Annotated in this window: 15 protein-coding genes; 9 read left to right on the forward strand and 6 right to left on the reverse strand. The window is 61.7% G+C overall.

All coding sequences use genetic code 11. The annotated features are described in order from the left end of the window. The first annotated feature begins 328 nt into the window (after positions 1–328). From glnA to ntrC, 4 genes are all read left to right on the forward strand, one after another. Positions 329–1,735 carry a type I glutamate--ammonia ligase gene (gene glnA / locus NY023_RS25620; protein ID WP_013974575.1) on the forward strand — a complete coding sequence of 469 codons (1,407 nt, stop codon included), beginning with the start codon at positions 329–331 and terminating at the stop codon, positions 1,733–1,735. 173 nt (positions 1,736–1,908) lie between these two features. After that, a complete protein-coding gene (gene aroQ / locus NY023_RS25625) occupies positions 1,909–2,829 on the forward strand; it encodes a gamma subclass chorismate mutase AroQ (protein WP_013974576.1) in 921 nt (306 codons plus the stop codon). Between the two features lie 265 nt (positions 2,830–3,094). Then, entirely contained in the window at positions 3,095–4,180 is a 1,086-nt protein-coding gene (gene glnL, locus NY023_RS25630) for a nitrogen regulation protein NR(II) (protein WP_013974577.1), read from the forward strand. Next, positions 4,177–5,613, forward strand: coding sequence for a nitrogen regulation protein NR(I) (gene ntrC, locus NY023_RS25635; protein ID WP_013974578.1), 1,437 nt, complete (start codon positions 4,177–4,179; stop codon positions 5,611–5,613). Before glnL ends, ntrC begins: the two co-directional genes overlap by 4 nt. Positions 5,614–5,970: 357 nt before the next feature. On the opposite strand, the gene NY023_RS25640 is transcribed toward ntrC, so the two are convergent. Next, entirely contained in the window at positions 5,971–6,408 is a 438-nt protein-coding gene (locus NY023_RS25640) for a hypothetical protein (RefSeq protein ID WP_013974579.1), read from the reverse strand. Here NY023_RS25640 and trmL point away from each other — a divergent pair. Next, positions 6,407–6,868, forward strand: coding sequence for a tRNA (uridine(34)/cytosine(34)/5-carboxymethylaminomethyluridine(34)-2'-O)-methyltransferase TrmL (gene trmL / locus NY023_RS25645; protein WP_013974580.1), 462 nt, complete (start codon positions 6,407–6,409; stop codon positions 6,866–6,868). The two genes, NY023_RS25640 and trmL, sit on opposite strands and share 2 nt — an antisense overlap. Positions 6,869–6,942: 74 nt before the next feature. On the opposite strand, the gene secB is transcribed toward trmL, so the two are convergent. The 3 genes from secB to NY023_RS25660 are packed head-to-tail and all read right to left on the reverse strand — an operon-like array spanning position 6,943 to position 8,137. Then, the gene (secB, locus tag NY023_RS25650; protein ID WP_013974581.1) at positions 6,943–7,428 is read right to left on the reverse strand and encodes a protein-export chaperone SecB; all 486 of its coding nucleotides are present in this window, start codon (positions 7,426–7,428) and stop codon (positions 6,943–6,945) included. A gap of 39 nt (positions 7,429–7,467) precedes the next feature. Beyond that, entirely contained in the window at positions 7,468–7,722 is a 255-nt protein-coding gene (gene grxC, locus NY023_RS25655) for a glutaredoxin 3 (protein ID WP_003249204.1), read from the reverse strand. A 1-nt stretch (position 7,723) separates the two neighbouring features. Then, positions 7,724–8,137, reverse strand: coding sequence for a rhodanese-like domain-containing protein (locus NY023_RS25660; RefSeq protein ID WP_003259887.1), 414 nt, complete (start codon positions 8,135–8,137; stop codon positions 7,724–7,726). A 206-nt stretch (positions 8,138–8,343) separates the two neighbouring features. Between NY023_RS25660 and gpmI the strand changes: the two genes are divergently transcribed. The 4 genes from gpmI (at position 8,344) to NY023_RS25680 (ending at position 13,585) form a co-directional block, all read left to right on the forward strand. Then, positions 8,344–9,879, forward strand: a complete 1,536-nt coding sequence (gpmI, locus tag NY023_RS25665) for a 2,3-bisphosphoglycerate-independent phosphoglycerate mutase (RefSeq protein ID WP_013974582.1) — start codon at positions 8,344–8,346, stop codon at positions 9,877–9,879. 231 nt (positions 9,880–10,110) lie between these two features. After that, the gene (locus NY023_RS25670; protein ID WP_013974583.1) at positions 10,111–11,415 is read left to right on the forward strand and encodes a murein hydrolase activator EnvC family protein; all 1,305 of its coding nucleotides are present in this window, start codon (positions 10,111–10,113) and stop codon (positions 11,413–11,415) included. A 77-nt stretch (positions 11,416–11,492) separates the two neighbouring features. After that, positions 11,493–12,809: a S41 family peptidase gene (locus NY023_RS25675; RefSeq protein WP_013974584.1), complete on the forward strand. Its 1,317-nt coding sequence runs from the start codon at positions 11,493–11,495 to the stop codon at positions 12,807–12,809. 8 nt (positions 12,810–12,817) lie between these two features. Further along, positions 12,818–13,585: a divergent polysaccharide deacetylase family protein gene (locus NY023_RS25680; protein WP_013974585.1), complete on the forward strand. Its 768-nt coding sequence runs from the start codon at positions 12,818–12,820 to the stop codon at positions 13,583–13,585. A gap of 42 nt (positions 13,586–13,627) precedes the next feature. Here the strand turns inward: NY023_RS25680 and NY023_RS25685 are convergent, their stop codons facing one another. Both NY023_RS25685 and NY023_RS25690 read right to left on the reverse strand, forming a co-directional pair. Further along, entirely contained in the window at positions 13,628–18,244 is a 4,617-nt protein-coding gene (locus NY023_RS25685) for a dermonecrotic toxin domain-containing protein (protein WP_013974586.1), read from the reverse strand. 132 nt (positions 18,245–18,376) lie between these two features. Next, the gene (locus NY023_RS25690) at positions 18,377–20,323 is read right to left on the reverse strand and encodes a BCCT family transporter (RefSeq protein ID WP_238531277.1); all 1,947 of its coding nucleotides are present in this window, start codon (positions 20,321–20,323) and stop codon (positions 18,377–18,379) included. Between the last annotated feature and the right edge of the window lie 411 nt (positions 20,324–20,734).

The following is a 20,734-nucleotide window of genomic DNA, read 5'->3' on the forward strand; positions in this document are numbered from 1 at the left end:
AGGCTATCCACAGTCCTCAAGACCTGCGCCCTGCCTGTGGGAGCTGGCTTGCCGGCGATGAGGCCCTCAAAGAAAGCACATAACTCAAGCAATGCACACTATTGGTGCACTGCTACCAAAATTCGCATCTTAAGGGTGCACTTTTCCCCAGCAACCCACCCCCAGATGCCCGCAAACGCCCCCTTTTATCCCGCCCTCGCCATTTTCGGGCACTGGCATGCAATTTGCTCCCTTGTGAGGCAGGTAAGCTTGGCCGACTATCCGCGCCCGGCAACACCCTTTTTCCAGGGCAGCGGCCCACCGCGCTCTAGACCATCCGGAGGACAACATGTCGAAGTCGGTTCAACTCATCAAAGATCATGACGTCAAGTGGATTGATCTGCGTTTCACGGACACCAAAGGCACTCAGCACCACGTGACCATGCCGGCGCGTGATGCACTGGAAGACGACTTCTTCGAAGTCGGCAAGATGTTCGACGGTTCCTCCATCGCTGGCTGGAAAGGCATCGAAGCCTCCGACATGATCCTGATGCCGGTCGACGAAACTGCCGTACTGGACCCGTTCACCGAAGAGCCGACCCTGATCCTCACCTGCGACATCGTCGACCCATCGAGCATGCAGGGCTACGATCGTGACCCTCGCGCCATTGCCAAGCGCGCCGAAGAGTACCTGAAGAGCACCGGCATCGGTGACACCGTATTCGCAGGCCCGGAGCCAGAGTTCTTCATCTTCGACGAAGTGAAGTTCCAGTCGGACATCTCCGGCTCGATGTTCAAGATCTTCTCCGAGCAAGGCTCGTGGATGACCGGCGCTGACGTGGAAGGCGGCAACAAAGGCCACCGTCCAGGCGTTAAAGGCGGCTACTTCCCGGTTCCGCCGTTCGACCACGACCACGAAATCCGTACTGCCATGTGCAACGCACTGGAAGAAATGGGCCAGACCGTCGAAGTTCACCACCACGAAGTGGCGACTGCCGGCCAGAACGAAATCGGCGTCAAGTTCAACACCCTGGTGAAGAAGGCTGACGAAGTACAGGCGCTGAAGTACGTCGTGCACAACGTTGCCGACGCCTACGGCCGCACCGCCACCTTCATGCCGAAGCCACTGTACGGTGACAACGGCTCGGGCATGCACGTGCACATGTCGATCTGGAAAGACGGCAAGAACACCTTCTCGGGTGAAGGCTATGCCGGCCTGTCCGACACCGCCCTGTACTTCATCGGCGGTATCATCAAGCATGGTAAGGCCCTGAACGGCTTCACCAACCCGTCAACCAACTCCTACAAGCGTCTGGTCCCAGGCTTCGAAGCCCCGGTAATGCTGGCCTACTCGGCTCGCAACCGTTCCGCCTCGATCCGTATTCCTTACGTCGGCAGCCCGAAAGCCCGCCGTATCGAAGCTCGCTTCCCGGACCCATCGGCCAACCCGTACCTGGCCTTCGCGGCCCTGCTGATGGCCGGCCTGGACGGTATCCAGAACAAGATCCACCCAGGCGATGCTGCCGACAAGAACCTGTACGACCTGCCGCCTGAAGAGGCCAAGGACATCCCGCAGGTTTGCGGCAGCCTGAAGGAAGCTCTGGAAGAGCTGGACAAGGGCCGTGCGTTCCTGACCAAGGGCGGCGTGTTCTCCGACGACTTCATCGATGCCTTCATCGAGCTGAAGAGCGAAGAAGAAATCAAGGTCCGCACCTTCGTTCACCCGCTGGAATACGAGCTGTACTACAGCTGCTGATCTGATCGGCGCCTCGCGCCGATGACCTGATCACGAACGGCCTCCTTCGGGAGGCCGTTTTCGTTTCCGTGGCTGCGTCCTCGATTTCATACAGAATCGGCAGATGCCGCTGACATTTCGCCGCCCCCTCAGCCCGCAGGGTAGGCGTCCCTTCAGTCAACGGACATCACGCCATGCGCAAACTTCTACCTGCAATGATTACCGTATCCGCCCTCTTCACCGGCTGCGCCAGCAACGGCACCGCGCCAGGCCAGGCAACGTCAGAGGTGCTTCACCGCGCCACCGGCAGTTGGGACGGTACCGCCTATGGCAATTACCCCGAAGGGCGACCAGTGCTGTCGCTGGTGAAAGTCAGCATTCCCCCCCACACCACCCTTGGCTGGCACTGTCACCAGGCGCTCAATCTAGGCTATCTGACCGAGGGACGACTCGAGGTGGAAACCCGCGACGGCAAGCGGACAAGCCTGGTTGCAGGCCAGACGCTGGCCGAACTTCAAGGGCAAGTGCACCGCGGGCACACCACTGGGCAGCCCGCCACTGTCATGGTGTTCCACGCAAGCAATGAAGACCTGGCGTTTTCAACGCCAGAAGCCGAATGCCCTCCGCTTGACGCGACAAGCGAAGACGCCTTTGACACCTTGTTCAATGCTATCGAAAAGCGCTTGGCCACTGCCGAGTCTATTGCCTTGCACAAGTGGGACAATGGCCAGCCTGTGCAGGACACCGAAAGGGAGCAGCAAGTCCAGGCCAGGGTTCGCAACAGCGCATGGCGCCATCAGCTACCAGTCGAGCGAGCTGCGCGCTTTTTCGCCGACCAGATCGAAGCACACAAAATGGTGCAATACGCTCTGCTTGAGCGCTGGCAGCGTCGAGGCGCTGCACCGGATGCAGATCGTCGCGATCTCACAAGCGTGCTACGACCCGAACTGGACAGCTTGCAAGCCGAATTGCTGCATTCCCTCGCTGCCTTCGACAAAGAGCGAAGGGCGGACTGTGCTCGGCAGCTGGCAACCAAGCTCCGCAAACGGCCTCAACCCATTGCCCTCAAGCAGGCGATGATCCGTGCCTCGAGCAAACTATGCGATAAAACCTGAAACCACCTATGCTCCATATTGGTGCATTCTGAGAGCTGACGCCCCCGAATGCACCCCAAAAGCGATCACATGAACCGTTTAATCAGTTCATTCTGGTGCGAATTTTCCCGTTTCCAGGGCTTTATCGGCAAATTCCGCTTCTTTTCGGAGCCTTGGTTTGGTTCTTGCATTTTTTGCCCAAAGACTGGAATCAGCGGATCCACCGCGCGCCCGACCATGGCCGCGCCCATGCCCGACACGCGCCAAAAGAGGTCGACGACGCCCTATGACCATCAGCGATGCCCAGCACCGTCTACTTCTGGACAACCTGACCACCGCCACGCTGCTGCTCAACGCCGAGCTGCGCCTGGAGTACATGAACCCGGCCGCGGAAATGCTTCTGGCAGTGAGTGGCCAGCGCAGCCATGGGCAGTTCATCAGCGAGCTGTTCACCGAGTCGACCGAAGCGCTCAGCTCGCTGCGCCAGGCGGTCGAGCAGGCGCACCCGTTCACCAAGCGCGAAGCGCAGCTCACCTCGCTGACCGGGCAGACCATCACCGTCGACTACGCGGTAACGCCGATCCTGCACCAGGGCCAAACCCTGCTGCTACTGGAGGTGCACCCGCGCGACCGGCTGCTGCGCATCACCAAGGAAGAGGCCCAGCTGAGCAAGCAGGAAACCACAAAGATGCTGGTGCGCGGCCTGGCCCACGAAATCAAGAACCCCCTTGGCGGCATCCGCGGCGCAGCCCAGCTGCTGGCCCGCGAGCTGCCTGAAGAAGGCCTGCGCGACTACACCAACGTGATCATCGAGGAAGCCGATCGCCTGCGTAACCTGGTCGACCGCATGCTCGGCTCGAACAAGCTGCCGTCGCTGGCCATGACCAACATCCACGAAGTGCTTGAGCGGGTCTGCAGCCTGGTCGAGGCCGAAAGCCAGGGTTGCATCACTTTGGTGCGCGATTATGACCCCAGCCTGCCTGACGTATTGGTCGACCGCGAGCAGATGATCCAGGCCGTGCTCAACATCGTGCGCAATGCCATGCAGGCGATCAGTTCGCAGAACGAACTGCGCCTGGGCCGCATCACCCTGCGCAGCCGTGCCCTGCGCCAGTTCACCATCGGCCATGTGCGCCATCGCCTTGTGGCGAGGGTGGAGATCATCGACAACGGCCCGGGCATCCCGCCGGAACTGCAGGACACCCTTTTCTATCCCATGGTCAGCGGTCGCCCGGACGGTACCGGGCTGGGCCTGGCCATTACCCAGAACATCATCAGCCAGCACCAGGGCCTGATCGAGTGTGAAAGCCATGCAGGCCACACCGCATTCTCGATCTACCTGCCCCTGGAACAAGGAGCCACCGCCTCATGAGCCGAAGTGAAACCGTATGGATCGTCGACGATGATCGCTCCATCCGCTGGGTCCTGGAAAAAGCCCTGCAACAGGAAGGCATGACCACCCAGAGCTTCGATAGCGCCGATGGCGTCATGGGCCGCCTGGCACGCCAGCAACCGGACGTGATCATTTCCGACATCCGCATGCCGGGCACCAGCGGCCTCGACCTGCTGGCACAGATCCGTGAGCAGCACCCGCGCCTGCCGGTCATCATCATGACCGCCCACTCCGACCTGGACAGCGCCGTTGCGTCGTACCAGGGCGGTGCATTCGAGTACCTGCCCAAGCCATTCGATGTGGACGAGGCGGTCTCGCTGGTCAAGCGCGCTAACCAGCACGCCCAGGAGCAACAAGGGCTGGATGTGCCGCAGAGCCTGGCGCGCACCCCGGAAATCATCGGTGAAGCACCGGCAATGCAGGAGGTGTTCCGCGCCATCGGCCGCCTCAGCCACTCCAACATCACCGTGCTGATCAACGGTGAGTCCGGTACCGGCAAGGAGCTGGTGGCCCACGCCCTGCACCGCCACAGCCCGCGTGCGGCCTCACCGTTCATCGCACTGAACATGGCAGCCATCCCCAAGGACCTGATGGAGTCCGAGCTGTTCGGCCATGAAAAGGGCGCCTTCACCGGCGCCGCCAACCTGCGCCGAGGGCGCTTCGAGCAGGCCGACGGCGGCACCCTGTTCCTCGACGAGATCGGCGACATGCCCGCCGACACACAGACCCGCCTGCTGCGAGTGCTGGCCGATGGCGAGTTCTATCGCGTGGGCGGCCACGTACCGGTCAAGGTCGATGTGCGCATCATCGCCGCCACTCACCAGAACCTGGAGTCGCTGGTGCAGGCCGGCAAGTTCCGCGAGGACTTGTTCCACCGCCTGAACGTGATCCGCATCCACATTCCGCGGCTGGCCGACCGCCGCGAAGATATCCCTGCCCTCGCCCGCCACTTCCTCGCCCGTGCCGCCCAGGAGCTGGCGGTCGAGCCGAAGATCCTCAAGCCGGAAACCGAGGAATTCATTCGCAATCTGCCGTGGCCGGGCAACGTACGGCAGATGGAGAACACCTGCCGCTGGATCACCGTGATGGCCTCCAGCCGCGAAGTGCTGATCGGCGACCTGCCGCCGGAGCTGTTGAACCTGCCACAGGACGCCGCACCGGTAACCAACTGGGAGCAGGCCCTGCGCCAGTGGGCCGACCAGGCGCTGGCGCGCGGGCAGACCAGCCTGCTGGACAGCGCAGTGCCGAGCTTCGAGCGGATCATGATCGAGACAGCCCTCAAGCACACTGCTGGCCGTCGGCGCGATGCGGCACTGTTGCTGGGTTGGGGACGCAACACCCTGACGCGCAAGATCAAGGAGCTGGGGATGAATGTGGCGGGGGGCGATGATGAGGAAGGTGACGAGCACTGAGTTCCAGGTAAACCAATAGTTGTTAGGGGCCGCTTTGCGGCCCCTAACATTTCAGCCCTTCGATGCACCGATCCTGTGCCCGATGCACCTCACTAAGGCACAAATCCCCTCAAAAAACGGCCAATTCACCCTGAAAGCCCAGATTCACGGGCTTTTCAAAACTGGCACGCCCCCTGCAATAAACAATACATATCCAGTTTCGGGGGCCCTGGTACAGGCAGGCCGGGTGAACCCCTCTTTTATTCGCAACATCGCCAGTTTTGGGGACCTCGGTACAGGCAGGCCGGGCCATCCCCCCTTTATACGCAGTACCCCTTTCGGGGACCCTGGTACAGGCAGGCCGGGATATCCCCTCTTTTATTCGTGCAGTTTCACCTGCAACCGCCAGCGCCCAGCGTCCTCTGCACCGGCCCACTCGCCGTGCAGGGCGCGCGCGGCCACCACCGTCAGCAACAGCCCTTCCTTGCTACTCTGCACCCGCCAACTCACAGGCTTGCCCTGCAGGCTCAGTTGCCCTTGCCGGGCCTTGCCTTGGGCCTGGAACAACAGTGCTACGGTACCGTCCACATTCTCGCCATGCAGCTGAGGCTCTTCGTTGAACCACAGCTCCAGGCCATCCTGCACCACCTCCACCTGCTGCAACTCGCGCTCGTCGGGTGTAGTCAGGCGGCCGATCATCAGCCCTACCATCAAGCAGACGATCGCCAGCGACAGCATCACCCGCGGGAACGCCTTCGAACGCACGTCCGGTTCGGGGGTAGAATGCCCGTCATCTTCACGCTTGGAGCCGTGCATGTTTCACGTCATCCTTTTTCAACCAGAAATTCCGCCGAATACCGGCAACATCATTCGCCTCTGCGCCAACAGCGGCTGCGACCTGCACCTGATCGAGCCCATCAGCTTCGAACTGGACGACAAGCGCCTGCGGCGCGCGGGGCTGGATTACCACGAGTATGCCACGCTCAAGCGCCACGAGAGCCTGGCCGGATGCCTGGAAAGCCTGGGCAACCCACGGCTGTTCGCCTTCACCACCAAGGGCTCGCACCCGTTCCACGAAGTGGCTTACCAGCCGGGTGATGCCTTCCTGTTCGGGCCAGAAAGCCGCGGCCTGCCGGCCGAAGTACTGGACAGCCTGCCGGCCGAACAACGCCTGCGCCTGCCGATGCGGCCGGGGTGCCGCAGCCTGAATCTGTCCAATACCGTGGCTGTGACGGTGTATGAGGCGTGGCGGCAAAATGGGTTTGCCGGCAGTTGATGCGCTGCCGGCGATAGGGCCGGAACAGGCCAACAAAAAAGGCGACCGAAGTCGCCTTTTTTCAAACGCAGCTATTACTGCACAGTCGGCGCTTCGCCGGCTTCCTGCATGCGCTGCATTTCTTGCGCGTACAGGGCGTCGAAGTTGACCGGCGACAGCATCAGGGCCGGGAACGAACCGCGGGTCACCAGGCTGTCGAGGGTCTCGCGGGCGTACGGGAACAGGATGTTCGGGCAGAACGCACCCAGGGTGTGGCTCATCGAAGCCGCGTCCAGGTTCTTGATCAGGAAGATACCGGCCTGCTGCACTTCAGCGATGAAGGCCACTTCGTCACCGTTCTTGACGGTAACCGACAGGGTCAGTACCACCTCGTGGAAGTCGCCTTCCAGGGCTTTCTGCTTGGTGTTAAGGTCCAGGGCAACGCTCGGCTCCCAGGTCTGGCGGAAGATCTGCGGGCTTTTCGGGGCTTCGAACGACAGGTCGCGCACATAGATGCGCTGCATGGAGAACTGAGGGCTGTTGTCTTCTGCAGCAGCGCCGTTGGTCTGTTGGTCAGTCATGGCAGATCCTTATCCTAATGTTTTTGAATGCAGTGCAAATCAGGCCGCCAGCAGCGCGTCGAGCTTGCCGGCGCGCTCCAGGGCATAAAGGTCATCGCATCCACCGACGTGGGTGCTGCCGATCCAGATCTGCGGCACAGATGTACGGCCGGCCTTCTGGCTCATCTCGGCACGAACCTGTGGCTTGCCGTCGACCTTGATTTCCTCGAAGGCCACGCCCTTGCTCTCGAGCAGGTACTTGGCGCGCATGCAGTAGGGGCAGTAGTCGCTGGAATAGACGATGACGGGCTTCATATCACTTCACCAGGGGCAGGTTATCGGCTTTCCAGCTGGAAACGCCACCGCTCAGTTTGGCGGCGTTGTAACCAGCCTTGAGCAGCTCGCGGCAGATGGTGCCGGACTGCTGGCCCATCGAGTCGACGACGATCAGGGTCTTCTCTTTGTGCTTGTCCAGCTCGCTCATGCGGTTGACCAGCTTGTCCTGCGGGATGTTCACCGCACCGACGATGTGACCGGCGGAGTATTCCTTGGTCGGGCGGATGTCGATGACCAGGGCTTTCTCGGCATTGACCAGGGCAGTCAGCTGGCCGTTGCTCAGGCTCTGGCCGCCGCGACGGATTTCGTTGACCAGCAGCGCGACCAACAAAACAACGAAGATCGCCACCAGGATGTAGTGGTTTGTCGCAAATTGAATCAGGTTAGCAACCATCTGGGGTGTTCCACGCGATTGAAAATGCCGGCCAGTATACACAGGCCCTTATTGCCACCAAAGCCCGACGGGCCGGCCGGAAAGGTACCTTCATGTTGCCACATTGGCCACGCTGGTCAGGGAACAGGACGAATATTCGCCGCCGGTGGCGCATTTGCCCTAAAATGCGTGTCTTTATCATCTTTGAACAACCGTGAGTTTGATTGATGACGAGTACGCCCAAACCCCTGGTCCTGATCATCCTGGATGGCTTCGGCCACAGCGAAAGCCCCGAATACAACGCCATCTATGCCGCCAACACACCGGTCTATGACCGCCTGCGCGCCAGCCAGCCGCATGGCCTCATTTCCGGCTCGGGCATGGATGTCGGCCTGCCGGACGGGCAGATGGGCAACTCCGAAGTCGGTCACATGAACCTCGGCGCCGGCCGCGTGGTGTACCAGGACTTCACCCGAGTGACCAAGGCCATCCGCGACGGCGAGTTCTTCGAGAACCCGGTTCTGACCGGCGCCGTGGACAAGGCAGCCAGTGCCGGCAAGGCCGTGCACATCCTCGGCCTGCTGTCGGACGGCGGCGTACACAGCCACCAGGACCACCTGGTAGCCATGGCCGAACTGGCCGCGCAGCGCGGTGCGGAAAAGATCTACCTGCACGCCTTCCTCGATGGTCGCGACACGCCACCACGCAGCGCGCAGTCGTCCATCGAACTGCTCGACGCCACCTTCGCCAAGCTGGGCAAGGGCCGCATCGCCAGCCTGATCGGCCGCTACTACGCCATGGACCGCGACAACCGCTGGGACCGCGTCAGCGCCGCCTACAACCTGATCGTCGACAGCGCTGCCGAATACACCGCCGACACCGCCTTGGCCGGCCTGGAAGCGGCCTACGCCCGCGACGAGAGCGACGAGTTCGTCAAGGCCACGCGCATTGGTGAAGCCGTCAAGGTCGAAGACGGCGATGCGGTGATCTTCATGAACTTCCGCGCCGACCGCGCTCGCGAACTGTCGCGCGTGTTCGTCGAAGCCGACTTCAACGAATTCCCGCGTGCCCGCCTGCCAAAACTGGCCGCCTACATCGGCCTGACTCAGTACTCGGCGAAAATCCCGGCCCCCGCCGCCTTCGCCCCGGCCAGCCTGAACAACGTGCTGGGCGAGTACCTGGCGAAGAACGGCAAGACCCAGCTGCGCATCGCCGAGACCGAGAAGTATGCCCATGTCACCTTCTTCTTCTCCGGCGGCCGTGAAGAGCCTTTCGAAGGCGAAGAGCGCATTCTGATCCCATCGCCGAAGGTCGCCACCTACGACCTGCAGCCGGAAATGAGCGCACCGGAAGTTACCGACCGCATCGTCGAGGCTATCGAGCAACAGCGTTATGACGTGATCGTGGTCAACTACGCCAACGGCGACATGGTCGGCCATACCGGCGTGTTCGAGGCTGCGGTGAAAGCCGTCGAGGCCTTGGATGGCTGCGTCGGGCGCATCGTCGAAGCTCTGGACAAGGTCGGCGGCGAAGCGCTGATCACCGCCGACCACGGCAACGTCGAACAGATGGAAGACGAATGCACCGGCCAGGCGCACACCGCGCATACCACCGAGCCGGTACCGTTCATTTATGTGGGCAAGCGCAACGTCAAGGTGCGTGACGGCGGCGTGCTGGCTGATGTGGCGCCGACCATGCTGAAGCTGCTGGGGCTGGAAAAGCCGGTAGAAATGACCGGCACCTCGATCCTGGTCGACGCCTGACTCGGTGCCAAAGGGGGCCGCTTTGCGGCACATTCGCAGCACAAGGCTGCTCCTACAAAGGGCTCATGCAATGCCTGTAGGAGCAGCCTTGAGCTGCGAATGGGCTGCATAGCAGCCCCAATAACACATGAATTCCAGACAAACGCCCCTCTGCACCCGCAGCGAGGCGTTTTTTTTGCCCGCCCGCGCGGGCATACTAGGCCAGTCTCCATCCTTGGTACGCCAAACCCCATGCTTCGCGCCCTGATCCTCCTAGCCCTGTCTTGCCTGCTCAGCCCGGCCTTTGCCGATGAGCGTGCGCAGACCCAGCAGCAACTGGACGCCACCCGCCAGGACATTGCCGAGCTCAAGAAGACGCTGGGCAAGCTCCAGGAAGAAAAGGCCGGTGTGCAAAAGGACCTCAAAGCCACCGAGACCGATATCGGCAACCTCGAAAAGCAGGTGGAGGCCCTGCAACAAGAACTAAAAAAGACCGAGGGCGAGCTGGAGCGCCTTGATACCGAGAAAAAAAAACTCCAGAGCGCCCGCGTTGAACAACAGCGACTGATCGCCATCCAGGCCCGTTCGGCCTACCAGAACGGCCGCGAGGAATACCTCAAGCTGCTGCTCAACCAGCAGAACCCCGAGAAGTTTGCCCGCACCCTCACCTACTACGACTACCTGAGCAAGGCGCGCCTGGAGCAACTGCGCACCTTCAACGAGACCCTGCGCCAGCTGGCCAACGTCGAACAGGAAATCGCTACCCAGCAGCAACAGCTGCTGGCCCAGCGCGCGGACCTCGACAGCCGCCGCCAGGCCCTGGAAACCGAGCGTGGCAAGCGCCAGCAGGTGCTGGCCAAGCTCAACAGCGACATGAAGGACCGCGACCAGAGGCTGCAATCGCGCGAGCAGGATCAGGCCGACCTGTCCAAAGTACTCAAGACCATCGAGGAAACCCTCGCTCGCCAGGCCCGCGAGGCCGAAGAAGCGCGCCAGAAGGCCTTGCTGGCCCAGCAGGAAGCGGAAAAACGCCGCCAGCAGGAAGCCCTGGCCGCCGCTGCCGCCCGCGAACAGGCCCGCGAACCGGTGGAGCCACCGAAAAAGGCCCGCACCACCCTGGGCCCGATGGTTTCCAGCGACGGCGCAAGCTACGGCGGCGCATTTTCTGCCGCCCGGGGAAAACTTCCCTGGCCAGTCAATGGTCGATTGCTGGCACGTTTCGGTGATGCCCGCGGCAGCGATGCCCGTGCCAAGTGGGACGGGGTGATGATCAGCGCCAACCCGGGCACCCAGGTACGTGCCGTGCACGGCGGGCGCGTGGTGTTCGCCGACTGGTTGCGCGGTGCCGGGCTGCTGGTCATTCTCGACCATGGCAACGGTTACCTGAGCCTGTACGGCCATAACCAGAGCCTGCTCAAGAGCGCCGGTGATATCGTCAAGGCCGGCGAGGCCATTTCCACCGTTGGCGACAGCGGCGGCCAGGACGCTGCCGGCTTGTACTTCGCCATCCGCCAGCAGGGTCGGCCTACCGACCCTTCGCAATGGTGCCGGGGCTAGTCAATTTTCTACGGGGTAGCCACGGGCTGCACCGATGCTCCCCAGGGAGCGCTTACAGGATCAGGAGTTCGTTCGACATGCTGCACTCGCCTCGTCTCACCCAGCTGGCCCTGTCCATCGCCCTGGCGGTCGGCGCGCCCCTGGTCACTGCCGCGGAGCCGGCCAAGCCGGCCGCAGTACCGGCCACCGAGGTGACCGCCAAGGCGCCACTGCCGCTTGAAGAGCTGCGCACCTTCGCCGAGGTCATGGACCGCATCAAGGCGGCCTATGTGGAGCCGGTGGATGACAAGACCCTGCTGGAAAATGCCATCAAGGGCATGCTCAGCAACCTCGACCCGCACTCGGCCTACCTCGGCCCCGAGGACTTCCAGGAGCTGCAGGAAAGCACCAGCGGCGAGTTCGGCGGGCTGGGCATCGAAGTAGGCCAGGAAGACGGCTTCATCAAGGTGGTCTCGCCGATCGACGACACCCCGGCCTCACGTGCCGGCGTGCAGGCCGGCGACCTGATCGTCAAGATCAACGGCGCCCCGACTCGTGGCCAGACCATGACCGAAGCGGTCGACAAGATGCGCGGCAAGGTGGGCGAGAAAATCACCCTGACCCTGGTGCGCGACGGCGGCAATCCCTTCGACGTGACCCTGGCCCGGGCGGTCATTCAGGTCAAGAGCGTGAAGAGCCAGCTGCTGGAGAACGACTACGGCTACATCCGTATCACCCAGTTCCAGGTCAAGACCGGCGACGAAGTAGGCAAGGCCCTGGCCAAACTGCGCAAGGACAACGGCAAGAAGCTGCGCGGCGTGGTGCTGGACCTGCGCAACAACCCGGGCGGCGTGCTGCAGTCGGCGGTGGAAGTGGCCGACCACTTCCTGACCAAGGGCCTGATCGTCTACACCAAGGGCCGCATCGCCAACTCCGAGCTGCGCTTCTCGGCCGACCCGGCAGACGCCAGCGACGGCGTGCCACTGGTTGTGCTGATCAACGGCGGCAGTGCCTCGGCCTCGGAAATTGTCGCCGGCGCCCTGCAAGACCAGAAACGCGCCGTGCTGATGGGCACCGACAGCTTCGGCAAAGGCTCGGTGCAGACCGTGCTGCCACTGGCCAACGATCGTGCGCTGAAGCTCACCACCGCGCTGTACTTCACCCCCAACGGCCGCTCGATCCAGGCCCAGGGCATCGTCCCCGACATCGAAGTGCGCCCGGCCAAGCTCACCGCCGAAGCCGACACCGACAACTTCAAGGAAGCCGACCTGCAGGGCCACCTGGGCAACGGCAACGGCGGCGCCGACCGACCGACCGGCAGCGGCAAGCGCAAGGAGCGCCCGCAGGATGACGACTTCCAGCTGAGCCAGGCCCTGAGCCTGCTCAAAGGCCTGAACATCACCAAGGGCGACTGATCCACCCCATGCGTTATCTGCTGTGTCTGCTGTTCTGCCTGATGGCCGGGGTCGCGCAAGCGGTACCGGCCGGCAAGGCCTACATGAGCATCATCATCGACGACCTGGGCCAGAGCAGCGAGCGCGACAGCCGTACCTTGGCCCTGCCCGGCCCGGTGACCATGGCGATCATGCCCGACACCCCGCATGCCACAACGTTCGCCCGTCAGGCGCACAAGGCCGGCAAGACGGTGATCCTGCACATGCCCATGGACCCGGCCACCGGCCCTTACGCGTGGCACCCCGGCACGCCGATCGATGAACTGGCCAAACGCCTGGACGCAGCCCTGGCCAAGGTTCCGTATGCCGCCGGCATCAACAACCACATGGGCAGCCTCATGACCGCCCAGCGTGAGCCGATGGCCTGGCTGATGGGAGAACTGCAGCGCCGACACCTGTTCTTCGTCGACAGCCGCACCAGCGCCGCCACCGTAGCGGCGGCCGAGGCCCAGGCGCTGGGGCTGGCACATGTTTCGCGGGATGTGTTCCTGGATGACGTGCGCACCCCCGAGGCGATTACCCTACAGCTTCAGCAAGGCATCGCACTGGCGCGCAAGCAGGGTTCTGCCGTGCTGATCGGCCACCCCTACCCGCAGACACTTGAAGTATTGGCGCACGAGCTACCACACCTGCGCAGCCAGGGCGTCAGGCTGATAAACCTGCAGCAGATGATCGCCGAGCGGAGTAATCAGGCCATGCCCGCACATGGCAAGCATGGCCGCTACAGCAACCGCTGAAACATCCACCACTTGGCCGCTGCACTATTCGGGTGGAAGCCTTCAGTCGAACGGAATGATCCCGTCTACCTGCTCCAGGCGCAGGTCACCGCGGTAGATCGATAGCAGCTCTTTACGCTGGGTCGCTGCACGCAACTGGGCCTTGCGCCCTAGCTTGCGCTCCCTCCAGAGCTTGAGGTGGCCTTTGACGAACTCGCGTGCCGCTGCACTTTCACTCGTATAGTGGAAGTGCGCCTCCCACACACAAATGCCCTGTGTTCGCCCAGTCGCCGGCGGCCGACGGATCTCGTAGATGTCGAGGTAGTCCTCGACACTGATCCGCTTCCGCTCAGGGACGCGAGAGATGGTCACTAGGCGCCGCTTCCACAGAAACCGCAAACTTTCAGCCGTGGGACGGTGGCTAGAAAGGTATAGTTCCGTCAAACATTCATCATGCGAAGTTTCCAGCCGGGTGATGCCATCGCTCAGCGCCTCGATCACCTGTTTCGTCGAGTCGAGACGCGGCAACCGCCCAAGCACTTCTTCAAGTTTTTCCTTATGCCCGTCAATGATGGTTGAAAGACTAATGGGCTGATCAGACTTGATATATTGCCTGGCAAGCTTGATGACCGACTCGATGTCACCTATCAGCGCTTGCGCCTGCTTGGTGAGCGCACCCGAAGCCACGGGCGTTACTAAATCCTCTGGAGTAACCGTGACATCCTCGACCCACTTCCCATCCTTTTCACGGAACGTTTTCAGCACGGCCTTGCGATAGTCGAGTTGCTCAATGACCGACCGCCCATCGACCTCCCGCTGTAGGCCGACAACGCTCCTGCCCCGCTGGGTCCGCACGACTCGGCGCTTACCGCCGCGGGCGGGGTAAAGTGATACCCGCGGCCTTGGCTGCTCGGCCAGCTCCTGCTCGCGCACGAGCTCCTCAAACGCAGCCTCGGCCCTTGCCTTCAATCCCTTCAGAACCCTTCGGTAGTCTTGCAGCGACGCCGCTCTGATCGCCTTGCCGCCAAAACTGCGCAGGTACTCACTCATGGCCAGCGCCTGCTCGTAGGCGTCCACCACACCTTTCAGAATTTCAATGCGTTCCACGGTAGAGAACACGCCTCCCGCAAGATCTGCATGAGCGGCCCCGGCGCTCTGCAATTCAGGCCCATTCAGATAGGCCTCGTATTCCACGAGTACGCGCTCGTCGACCTCCGCCAGGCGGTCCAGGCTAGCTTCCGCCAAGTCCGTCAACTGACGAAACGCCAGGTCTGTTGCCGACAGCCGACGCCGCTCGATGAGACCGTTGAGTTCCTTCGTTTTACTCATACTCTTGCCAGTGACGGCATCGGTAAAGACAATCTCGTCGTCCTTGAGCGTGCACTCCAGTAGCCGGTCGAAGTCGACCAATATTTTTTCAAGGTCGCGCTCCCACTCCACCACTTGCTGAAGCTTTGTGTAGAAGTCCCGATAGTGCTGCTTCTCACCTTCCAGTTCAGGCAGGACGACCAGGGATTCGGCAAGCGTGTTTATATCAGCAGCGTTAATCAGGCTCGCCAATTCGTTGTAGTAACTTTCGCAGTTCGAGATCAGCTCTTGCCGGCTTGAACTGCGTTGCTGCTTCAAGGCGTCTTCCAGGCTGAGCCCATAAGAGCTCAGCGGAATGATCTTGGTGAGTACCTCATCGTGCTCGAGCGCGTTGCGTATCACACTTTTCAAATCAGCCAGAACCCGCAACTTGGCTTGGTGATTGAGTGACTCCAGGAGTTTGACCTGTTCACTGCCGCTGCTTCTGGCCGCCTCGAGCTTCTTGGTACTGTCCAGCAGAAACTCACGATGTTTGCGGAATTCCTCGCTAAGTGCGTTATTTTTCAGGGTCAAGTTTTTTTCAAGGTCCATCAATTCTTCAAGCTTCTGCCTGTTCTGCCGCTGCAGAATTTCCCGGCGGGTTTTCGGCCCTCCACCCAACAGTCGCAATGACCGGTCGATGCGCCATGCGCCGTTTTCCAAACTTAGCCAAGGCCCGATGCTGCCCTGCGGACCGACGATGCGGACCTGATCAGTGATCAGCTCGACCCTGTAGACCTCTGCACCCATCTGCGCATATAGCCGATCTTCGATCTGGTACAGCCCTTTGGTAGAGCCTGAAACCACCGGCGTTCGAGCGCTCAAGTCCTGGCCCGAGCGTAGCGCCTTGAGCGATTCACGCTGGGACGGTGTTATCCAGTTGAAACCCTGGTTTCCTCGCCAGGAGAAGTCCAGTTGAATGCCAGTCAGAGACCCTGGCAGCCCCACCTTGCCTTGAGCAGGCACCACCTGCTGCTGGCTGCCTGACGGCAAGGGCCGAGCGCCCCACTCCAACGCCACGGCAGAAGGGGGCGACGCCAGTTGTGGGCCGGGCAACCGCGCGTGCATCAGGGTCATGCCGACGTTGAGTATCAGGTCGACCACCGCAGCCGAACGCTCGAACTCGCTGCCTTCACTCAAAGCCGACACATCGTCCCTGACTGCCGCAACACCCTGCGCCAACCAGGCCACAACGGCGACAGGCCCTCGCAGCAGCGGCGTAACGGTCTGGAACAGCAACCAGGCACCGCGCTCGAGCAGCGCCCAGCGGCTTTCGGCATTGGACGTGACATCTTGCTCTGCAATCGCCACCAGCAGGTCACGATTGGCGTTGTAGAGATTGGTATCCACATCGATGCTCCACAGACGCAGGGCAAGCTGTGCCGACTCAGGCAGCAGCAAAGGGTCTCCTCCCACGTGCACCAGGCGAGTGTCAGCGCTCAGATCGCTGTGGTAGAACGCACGCGCTTCAGCGCTCATCCACTGCAAGATGCTCGCTTGCAGCGACTCCGACTGGGCAATGTAGGCTTTGAGTTTATCCAGGCTGGCAAACTCCCGGAGCGCTTCGCTTTTGTACAATGGCCGATAGAGCAGAACCACGGAAGGCTCCGCGCAATACAGCAGGTACATGCCCGAGACCAGGTCGTAGCGTTCGGACTGGGTAGCCGTGGTGAATGCCAGCGGGATCAACGACGCCGCCGGCCCCGCGCTGTAAAAGCCTCGGCAGTAGTCGGTAACAACCTGCAGACCGGCATCACTGAGCCTGCGCTCCAGCCTCGCGTCGAGCGCACTGAATATCATCGTCTGCCGCCATTCGCGGGCAAAACGCTCGACCCGTTGCGGGCGCTTCACGGGCTCGTTCATGGCCTGCGCCACATACGCGGGATATTTGCCGCCTATATCAACGCGCTGGACCAGTTCACGCAGGTAGGCGCCTGTCAGCCAAGGCATGATCAACTGGTCATTCTTATGCCGGATACCGGTGATGACGGCATCACCCAGCGAGCTGAGGTTACCGATGGCGAATTCGGTCAACGTCTTGTCGGCAAGCCGTACCCACGGCTCCCCACCGCCCGCCCCAGTAGCAGCACCACCCGGCACGCCTTGGGACAACTTGAGCTCCAGTATCAGATCATCAGGCTGGTAATTGGCCTCGAGCGGATAGTCCGCCAGTAGCGCTTCGCGAAGTTTCTGGCGGGTATAGGAATGCAGATCCAGAATCTCATCCGGCGCCGTGGAGCCTTCGCATATCGCCTGCTCCAGGGCCAGTTCGAATACCGCATCCTGATAGGCAAAACTGTCAGCCGCCTTGGCCTTGAGCAGGCCAGGCAGGGGCTTCGCCGGCTCATCCTGACCGACGAAGTAGCCGTCGATGAACCACTGCTCCGGGGCGCTCAGCGCGTCGAACACCTGCTCCAGTTCCGCCACGTTACCCAGGTGATAATGCCGGACGCCGCTGGCACGGGTAAGCATATTGTCCAGCAGAAGTGCCGTTTGCTGGGCGAAAATATCGCCTTCCAGCTCCTGACGGTGCCAGGTGAATGCATCGTATTGGAACCGTTCAGCCAATGTGTCCCGCAGGGCTTCGGCAAACTCATCAAGCGAATCGAACGCACGAACAACGCTTGAGGGAGAACACCACAGCACGACCTGCCTTTCATCCCATTCTCCGGTAACCAGCAGCATGGTCTGCATCTCGCGGGTTTGCTGCCCGCGCAAATCCAGTTGCACTTCCACGACGAACACCGAAGGCGATGCCGTACCACCACCCAGCAGCCCGTGCACACAGGCCTGCTGCTGGGCATCCAGGCCCTGCAGAGGCAAATTACTCAGCAATGCTGTCTTCAGCAGCAACTGCAACCAGCGGTCGCGTGACACACCTGCTGAGCCAATGGCTTGCCAGTAGTCGATCTGCGCCTGGCACCAGTCTTCGTCCAACTGCGCGATCAATGCGTCGAAACCATCCGTCCCGGCAACCAGTTGTATCACACCGAATGCGTCATCGGCCCCTGGGAACAGGAAAGGGGAAGCCAGAGTCAGCGCAAAAGCTCGCCCGTTTATCGGCTCCAGATCTAGCGACTTGCCATCCAGCCAAGCCTGCAGCACTGCATCAATCAGGGGCTTTCGATCCCAGTGCGGCTGGCTTGGATGAGGTATCAGCAGCTCCAGCGCTTCAGCGGTAAGTACCGGTTCGACATCAGTCAACACTGGGTGCCGCACTTTCAGCTGCGCCAGCAATTGGTCGCCGACCACCTTTCGCAGGGTAGGTCGGCCTGCGAACTGGCGAGCGACCGCCGCCTTGAAATCGAATACAGAATCAGGGGGGGTTGGCATGACAGGTCCTCTTGTTGGTGGGGTGGCCAACCTAGAGAAACCGCTCTTATCCATGGTGCTGGATAAATAGCACCCGCCCAACAAAAAAGGCCCTGTTCTTGGGAACAGAGCCTTTCTCACTCAACGCAGCGATCAGCTGTACACACGCCCCAGCAACTGGCGGTGGCTTTCGAACTGGTCCAGCACATCACGCACGATCTGCTCCGGCGCAAAGCCCATCAGGTCGTACTCCTGGCTGCCATCGTGCAGGTACACCTCGGCGCGGTAGAAGCGCTGGCGCACTTCCGGCTCACCTTCCACCGGCGCTTCGCTCGGCGCGGCCAGGTAGCCATCCAGGCTTACTTCATAGACGAACGGGTTGCCCTCTTCCATCAACACCCGCAGGCCCATCATGTTGCGCGACTGGCCAACCCGGGTTTCCACCTCGAAGCCCAGGGTCTGCAACTGCGCGGCGGCTTCTTTCAGCGCCGGGCTGACCTGCTTGTCCATGAAACGCTGCACCAAGGCCTGGGTCGGCTGCAGTTCCAGCTGGGTCAGGCGCTCGCTGAAGCCACGACGGCCACGTGCGGCCAGCTCGGCACGCTCCTGCTCCACCACCACGTCCTGCTTCATGGCCTTGTACAGGCCGAACATGAACAGCACCAGCACCACCGAGAACGGCAGGCCCGCCAGTACCACCATGGTCTGCATGGCCTCGAAGTTACCGGCGAACAGCAGGCCGATGGTGACCAGGGTGATGACCACCGACCAGAACACCACCATCCAGTGCGGGGCGTCTTCGTCAACCTTGCCACCTTTGCACGACAGGTTGGCCATCATCACCGCGCCGGAGTCGGCCGGGGTGAGGAACAGCACGAAGCCGACGAACACCGCTACACCGATGACGATCTTGGCCGCCGGGAAGTATTCCAGCAGCTGGTAGATCGACATCGACGGCTGTTCCAGGGCGGTCTTGCCGAGTTCCACGGCGCCCTGGTTGATCACCAGGTCCAGCGCGGTGTTGCCGAAGATCGACAGCCAGGCCAGGGTGAAGCCCAGCGGGATCAGCAACACGCCGCTGACCAGTTGGCGCACGGTGCGGCCCTTGGAGATACGGGCAATGAACATGCCGACGAACGGGCCCCAGGAGATCCACCAGGCCCAGTAGAACACGGTCCACAGGCCCAGCCAGCGCTCGGACTTGCCGGCTTCGCCTTCATACACATAGAGGTCGAAGGTTTTCAGCACGATGCCGTTGAGATAGTCGCCGATGTTCTGCACGAAGCCGTTGAGCAGGTGCAGGGTTTCGCCGCCCAGCAGGACGAAGATCAACAGGCCGCTGAACAGCACGATGTTCAGGTTGGACAGGCGGCGAATGCCGTTTTCCACACCCGAGACCGCCGCCACGGTGGCAACGCCGGCCATGACCAGGATCACCACCAGCAGGTTGGTCTTGCTGTGGTCCATGCCGAACAGGTATTCCAGCCCGGAGGCCACCTGCATCGAACCGATGCCCAAGTTGGTCACCAGGCCCAGAAGTGTGACGAACATGCCGAAGATGTCCACGGCATTGCCGGCAGCACCCTTGACCCAACGCTCACCCACCAGCGGGTACAGCGCCGAGCGCAGCGCCAGCGGCTGGTTGTGGCGGTAGGCGAAGTAACCCACGGCCAGGCCGACCAGGGCGTAGATCGCCCAGCCATGCAGGCCCCAGTGCAGGAAGGTCAGCTGCAGGCCCTGGCGCGCTGCGTCGAGGCTGGCAGAAGTGCCTTCCGGTGGGTTGAAGTAGTGGTCCAGCGGCTCGGAGGCGCCGAAGTACAACAGCGAAATGCCGATACCGGAGGAGAACAGCATGCCGGCCCAGGCGCCATAGCTGAAGTCGGGCTGGTCATCCTTGCCGCCAAGCTTGAGCTTGCCGTAGTCGGAGAAGGCCAGGTAGATGACGAACAGCAGGTAACCGCCGATTACCAGCATGTAATACCAGCCGAAGGTGCGCGTCAGCCATTTCTGGGCTACGCCCAGCACTTGGCCGGCGGTTTCGGGTACAGCGATAAGCAAGGCAGTCAAAACGAGAATCATCAGCGCGGAGGTGAAGAACACCACGCGGTTGACCCGTACCCTCTCGGCCGGAGGGTTGGTAAGTGAGGCAGAACTCATTGCACGAATGCTCCGGGCAGTGCGGCTGTGGAGGCTAATCAGTCTTTCCCGAGCAATTGGTGGAATATCCCCACTGCATCAGGTGTTATAAAAGCACCCTTGGAAACCGTGATCCCGAATCGATACGTTGCAAAAAACAGACAGGTGGCCTGCTGCAAATGCCACGCCTCAGCTGAGGTGCGCGCATTCGTCACAGATCACCCCGCCCGCTCCAAGGGCCCGCCGCAGGGTCCATGACCGCACGGCAGAATCTGCATTTCGCATCGCTCATGCCCGTCAACGCCTTGTATTCAGGGGGTTACGCGATTTCCTGGGGTGTCAATCCGTGCTTTCTCGACCGCCTTAAAAACTGTC

The organism is Pseudomonas sp. NBB (genome assembly GCF_032701105.1).
GTDB classification, from domain to species: Bacteria; Pseudomonadota; Gammaproteobacteria; order Pseudomonadales; family Pseudomonadaceae; genus Aquipseudomonas; species Aquipseudomonas asiatica.